4 protein-coding genes are annotated in these 5,023 nt (G+C 76.6%); 2 read left to right on the forward strand and 2 right to left on the reverse strand.

What is annotated here, in order from left to right:
- Positions 1–102: 102 nt before the first annotated feature.
- Both ACRYR7_RS24165 and ACRYR7_RS24170 read right to left on the reverse strand, forming a co-directional pair.
- Complete coding sequence (locus tag ACRYR7_RS24165; protein ID WP_432574833.1) at positions 103–1,116, reverse strand: ABC transporter substrate-binding protein; 1,014 nt, start codon at positions 1,114–1,116, stop codon at positions 103–105.
- Positions 1,117–1,181: 65 nt separating this feature from the next.
- Complete coding sequence (locus ACRYR7_RS24170) at positions 1,182–2,012, reverse strand: M15 family metallopeptidase (RefSeq protein ID WP_432574835.1); 831 nt, start codon at positions 2,010–2,012, stop codon at positions 1,182–1,184.
- A gap of 270 nt (positions 2,013–2,282) precedes the next feature.
- Here ACRYR7_RS24170 and ACRYR7_RS24175 point away from each other — a divergent pair, with 270 nt between their 5' ends.
- A complete protein-coding gene (locus ACRYR7_RS24175; RefSeq protein ID WP_432574837.1) occupies positions 2,283–4,319 on the forward strand; it encodes a putative bifunctional diguanylate cyclase/phosphodiesterase in 2,037 nt (678 codons plus the stop codon).
- 119 nt (positions 4,320–4,438) lie between these two features.
- Positions 4,439–4,843 carry a hypothetical protein gene (locus ACRYR7_RS24180; RefSeq protein ID WP_432574838.1) on the forward strand — a complete coding sequence of 135 codons (405 nt, stop codon included), beginning with the start codon at positions 4,439–4,441 and terminating at the stop codon, positions 4,841–4,843.
- Positions 4,844–5,023: the final 180 nt, after the last annotated feature.

A 5,023-nucleotide genomic window follows, 5' to 3' on the forward strand; every position in this document is an offset into this window, starting at 1 on the left:
GGCCGCCCGCACCGGTGGCCGGGGCGCCGGGGTCCGTCTGAGCGGCGGGTCCCGCGGACCCGCCGCGGGGCCGGTCGCCGTCGCGGGACCGCCGTCACGCCGTCACAGGGTCGCGGGGACCGTGCTCGCCTGGCCGTCGGCGGCCGCGGCGAGCGCCGGGACGGCCTGGTCGATCGCGTAGGGCAGCGACAGCGGGCTGGAGAACCCCAGCGCGCCCGCGAAGTCGTCCTCGAAGGAGGGCATGTACACGGTGCGCCCCTCGGTGACGACCGCCAGGGCGGCGGCCGCGCCGTTGGCGGCGAAGGTCTGCGCGTCGGCGCCCAGGACGACGAGGACGTCGGTGTCCATCACGGAGGTCTGCTCGGCGCTGAGCTCGCCCTCGGTGGGGTTCCCCTCGAAGCCGAGGTCCTGGAAGAACTTCCCGCGCGGGTCGGCCGCACCGAGGAGGTAGTACTGGCCGCTGATGATCAGCGCGACGGTGACGGTCTTGCCGGCGAACTCGGGGTGGGCATCGACCGCGTCCTGGAAGTCGGCCTCGACCTGCTCGGTCAGCGAGGCGGCCCGCTCGCCCCGGCCCAGCGCCCGGCCGACGGCCTCCAGCTCCTCCTGCCACGTCGCGGCCGCCTCCGGGGTCGCGCCGGGGACGTCGGCGATCGTGGGGGCGATGGCGCTGAGCTGGTCGTACAGGCCCTGCTCCATGTAGGAGTACGCCCCGATGATCAGGTCCGGCTGCGCGGCGGCGATCGCCTCGAGGTTCAGCTCCGCCTCGCCGACCTCGGGGATCCCGCCCTCGGGCAGCAGGTCCTGCGCCCACGGCCGCTGCGCGGAGTCGTAGCTGAGGGTCTTGCGGGTGCCCACCGGCACGACACCGAGGGCGAGGACGAAGTCCTGCTCGTTGTAGCCGACGGTGACGACCCGCTGGGGGGCCGCGGTGATCTCGGTGGAACCCAGCTTGTGCTGGACGGTCACCGGGAAGGCGCCGGCGGCCTCCGGGGCGGAGCCGGCGGCCGACGAGGTCGACCGCGCACCGGCGGGGTCGTCCTCACCCCCGCAGGCGGACAGGGTGGCCAGAGCGCCGGAAGCAGCCAGCGCGGTGAGGACGGAACGACGGTGCACGCGCCGAGGATAGCCTCACCTCATCTGACGACCCGGCAGCGGGTCGAGCCCGCGCGACCGGCGGGTCAGGCGGTGAAGGTCCAGTGCCAGGACTCGCGCGGGACGTTCTCACTGAAGCCGTACTGCTTCGCGTGGGTGCGCATCCACGTCAGGGCCTTGCTGTCCAGGCTGAGGTCCAGGCTCAGGCCCCAGCCGTGCTCGCTGGTGCCGGGCTTGGCCGCCAGGCCGCCCTGGGAGTACAGGCCCTTGCGCCGCGCGAGGTCGACCTGCTGCTCGTAGGAGCGGTAGGAGTCGGTGACCTTGAGGGTGACGCCGTCGCGGGCCGCGGCGGCGCGCAGCTCCCGGTAGGCCTGCGCCGCCGGCGCCCACATCGTGTGCGAGCCCTGCCCGATGCTGCTCAGCGCGCCGGCGGGGACCCTGCCGTTGCCGTGGGCGACCAGCTCCAGCGGCACCCCGGCCGCGGTGCGCAGGCCGGCCGTGCTGCGGACACCTCCCGCGGCGCCCGCGGCCGCGGCCACCCCCGCGGCGACCGCCGAGGTCGCCCCCGCGGTCACCCCCGCGGTCACCCCCGCGGTCGCCGTCGCGACCGCCGCACCCACCGCGCCCGTGCGCGCGGTCGCGCCCGCCGCACCGGCGCCGGCCCCGCTGAGCAGGCCGCTGGTGCTCGGGCGCGCGGCGATGCTGTCGGAGAGCACCGAGGCGAACGCCGGGCCCGAGGTGCCGGCGCTCGTGCCGGAGCCGGAGCCGGAGCCGCCGCCGACGCCGGTGCCGCTGCCGACGCCGGAGCCGCTGCTCGTGGTGGAGGGGGCCGGCCGGCCGACCGCGGCGGGCTGCAGGGAACCGATGAGCGCCTGGATCTCCGCCACGCGCGACACCACGCCGCTGATGCCGTCCACCGTCCACCTCCACCGCGAGCCGCCCCCGTCACCGGGTGCCTCGACCGCGGCGCCCGCCACCTTGAGCGCCGCGGTCGCACCGGCCCGCGGTGCCGGTGCGTGCGCCCGTCCACCGCGCAGCGGCCCACCGGGCGGAGTACCTTGCGCAGCAGGGTCAGACATCGGCTCTTCCTGCCAGCGCGGGGGTCGATCGATGCTCCAGCAACCCCACCCCTCCTGCCCCGGGCCCGGTGGCGCTCAGGCGGCCGGCGCGCCCTCGGGGGTGCGCTCGTGAGGCCCCTCGGGACGCCGGTGGACCCCGCCGGCGTGGCTGCCGCGTTCGCGCAGCTGGCCGCTGCGGCCAGCGGGCAGGCCGGCCCGGAGGACCTGCTCAAGCACCTGGTGGACATCGCCGTCGAGCACCTGGACGTCGACGGCGCCGGCGTCATGGTCAACGAGGCCCCGGTCGGCGACGACGGGCACGGCCCGGCCGGGCGCGGCCCGCTGCTGCGCTTCGTCCACGCCGACCGCAGCGAGGTGGGCGAGGCCGAGCGCCTGCAGCAGCTGATGCAGGAGGGGCCCTGCCACGACGCGCTGCACTTCCGGGTCGACGTCGTCGTGGACGACCTGAGCGACCCGGTGCAGACCGCGTGGCCGCACTACGTCGAGCGCGCGCTGGAGGTGGGCCTCGCCTCGGTGGTCGCCGTGCCGCTCATCAGCCGCGGGCGCGTGTGGGGGGTGCTGGACCTCTACCGGCGCGAAGCGGGGACCTGGCAGCAGAGCGAGCTGCAGTGGGTCCAGCTCCTGGCGCACCTGGCGGCGTCCTACCTGGTGATGGCCTTCGACCGGGACCGGGCGCTGCGCGCCCAGGCCGAGCTGGCCCACCGCAGCACCCACGACGCCCTGACCGGCCTGCCCAACCGGGTCCTGCTCTTCGACCGCCTCGAGCACGCCCTGGCCGCCGCGCGGCGCCACCAGCGCGTGGTGGCCGTGTTCTTCATCGACCTGGACCGCTTCAAGGAGGTCAACGACACCCTCGGCCACGCCGCCGGCGACACCGTGCTGAGCACCGCGGCCGAGCGCATGGCCGCCGCGCTGCGCCAGGAGGACACCCTGGCCCGCCTGGCCGGCGACGAGTTCGTCCTGCTGTGCGAGGACCTGCCCCGGGCCGGACCGGCCGAGCTGGACGAGTACGTGCGCGCGGTCACCGCCCGCCTGCGCCGCGCGCTGGCCCGCCCCGTGCGCGTCGGCGGGGCCGACCTGGTGGTCTCGGCCAGCATCGGCGCGGCCCTCAGCGACCGGGGCGGCGACCGGCCCTCCGGCGGTGAGCACCTCAGCGCCGACGAGCTGCTCGCCGCCGCCGACGCCGCGATGTACCGGGCCAAGCAGCGCGCGCACGAGCGGCAGGGCGAGCCGGAGCGCGAGCACCGCGGCGGGGGTGGACCGGAGGGGGGCGCACCGGAGGGGGCGGTGGCCCCGGGCACGGTCGACCTGACCGCGGTGGAGGCGGCGGAGGCGGCGGGGGCGGGGGCGGGGGTGGGCGTCACCGGAGAGCGGCTGCGCGGCCCCCGCCCACCGCGCCACCTGGAGCACCAGCTCGCCGGGGCCCTGGCCCGCGACCAGCTGCGCGTGCACTACCAGCCCATCACCGACCCGGCCGGGACGGTGCACGCCGTGGAGGCCCTGCTGCGCTGGCAGCACCCCCAGCACGGGCTGCTGCCGGCGGCGCAGTTCATCGACCTGGCCGTGGACGGCGGCCTGATCGTCGACATCGGGCACTGGGTGGTCGAGCAGGTCTGCGCGCAGCTTGCCCGCTGGCGCGAGGAGCCCGCAGCGCCGCAGCGCGCCTACGTCAACCTCAGCGCCCGCGAGCTGGCCGACCCCGCGCTGACGGCCACCCTGGCCGGGTCGCTGCGCGCGCACGGGCTCCAGCCGCAGCAGCTGGGCCTGGAACTGGTCGAGGAGGCCTTCAGCGACGCGCAGGTGCTGCCCGCCCTGCACGAGCAGCACCGGCGCGGGCACCCGCTGTGCGTGGACGACTTCGGCACGGGGTACTCCTCCCTCTCGCGCCTGGTGGAGCTGCCCGTGCGCATGGCCAAGATCGACCGCAGCCTGGTCGCCGGCCTGGAGCGCGACCCGCGCCGGCGGGCCCTGCTCGACGCCGTGGTCACCATCGCCGACAGCCTGCACCTGCAGGTCGTCGCCGAGGGCGTGGAGAGCACCGCCCAGGTCCACCGGCTCACCGAGGCCGGCTGCCACTACCTGCAGGGCTTCCACGTCGGCCCTCCCCAGAGCGCGGAGGTCCTCACCGCCCACTGGGGCACCTGAGGCGGCCGGGCGGGCCGGCGGCGGCGCCGCGGGCGGGCGGGGACCGGCTCGGCGTGCACCGGCGCGGCGCATGCGCTGGAATGAGCCGTGTGCAGCTAGGGGCCACTGCCGCCGAATCCGTGACCATCAGGGGCAGGGACGTCGTCCTGCGCGCCGAGGGACGCACCGAGGTCTACGACCTCGCCTACGTGCGCCTGCTCGTGCCCTACCTCACCGGGGAGCGCGACGTGCCGCCGATGAGGCTGGCGCACTTCCGCCCCGGCGTGAAGCCGTGGATCTGCCTGAGCGTGGTCCGCGACGACGGCTCGGAGCCGGACCTGTCGGGGGTGGCCATCTACTCCGGCCTGGGCACCCACCGCGAGATGGGTCTGCACCTGAGCAGGTCCGAGGCGTGGCGCCTGGCCGAGATGCTGCAGCACTCCTCGCAGGAGCAGTTCCCCCACGAGGAGCTCCCGCACGGGCAGGAGCGCGCGGACCGCGAGGAGCGGGAGCAGGACGGCGAGGAGCGGGGCCGCGCGGCCTGAGGTCCCGCGCCACCGGCGTCTCCGCGCCCCCGGGGGGAGTTCCCGCGGGCCCGTGAGCCGTCGCGGCACTGCGGTGCAACGCCGAGGGGCCGGGAGCGGGGCGATCGCCCCGTTCCCGGCCCCCGTGCTCACCGGACCGCGCCGGACGTCTCACGCGCTCCCGATCGGGAGCGCGTGAGA

This window comes from Kineococcus gurbantunggutensis (assembly GCF_050871925.1).
GTDB lineage: Bacteria > Actinomycetota > Actinomycetes > Actinomycetales > Kineococcaceae > Kineococcus.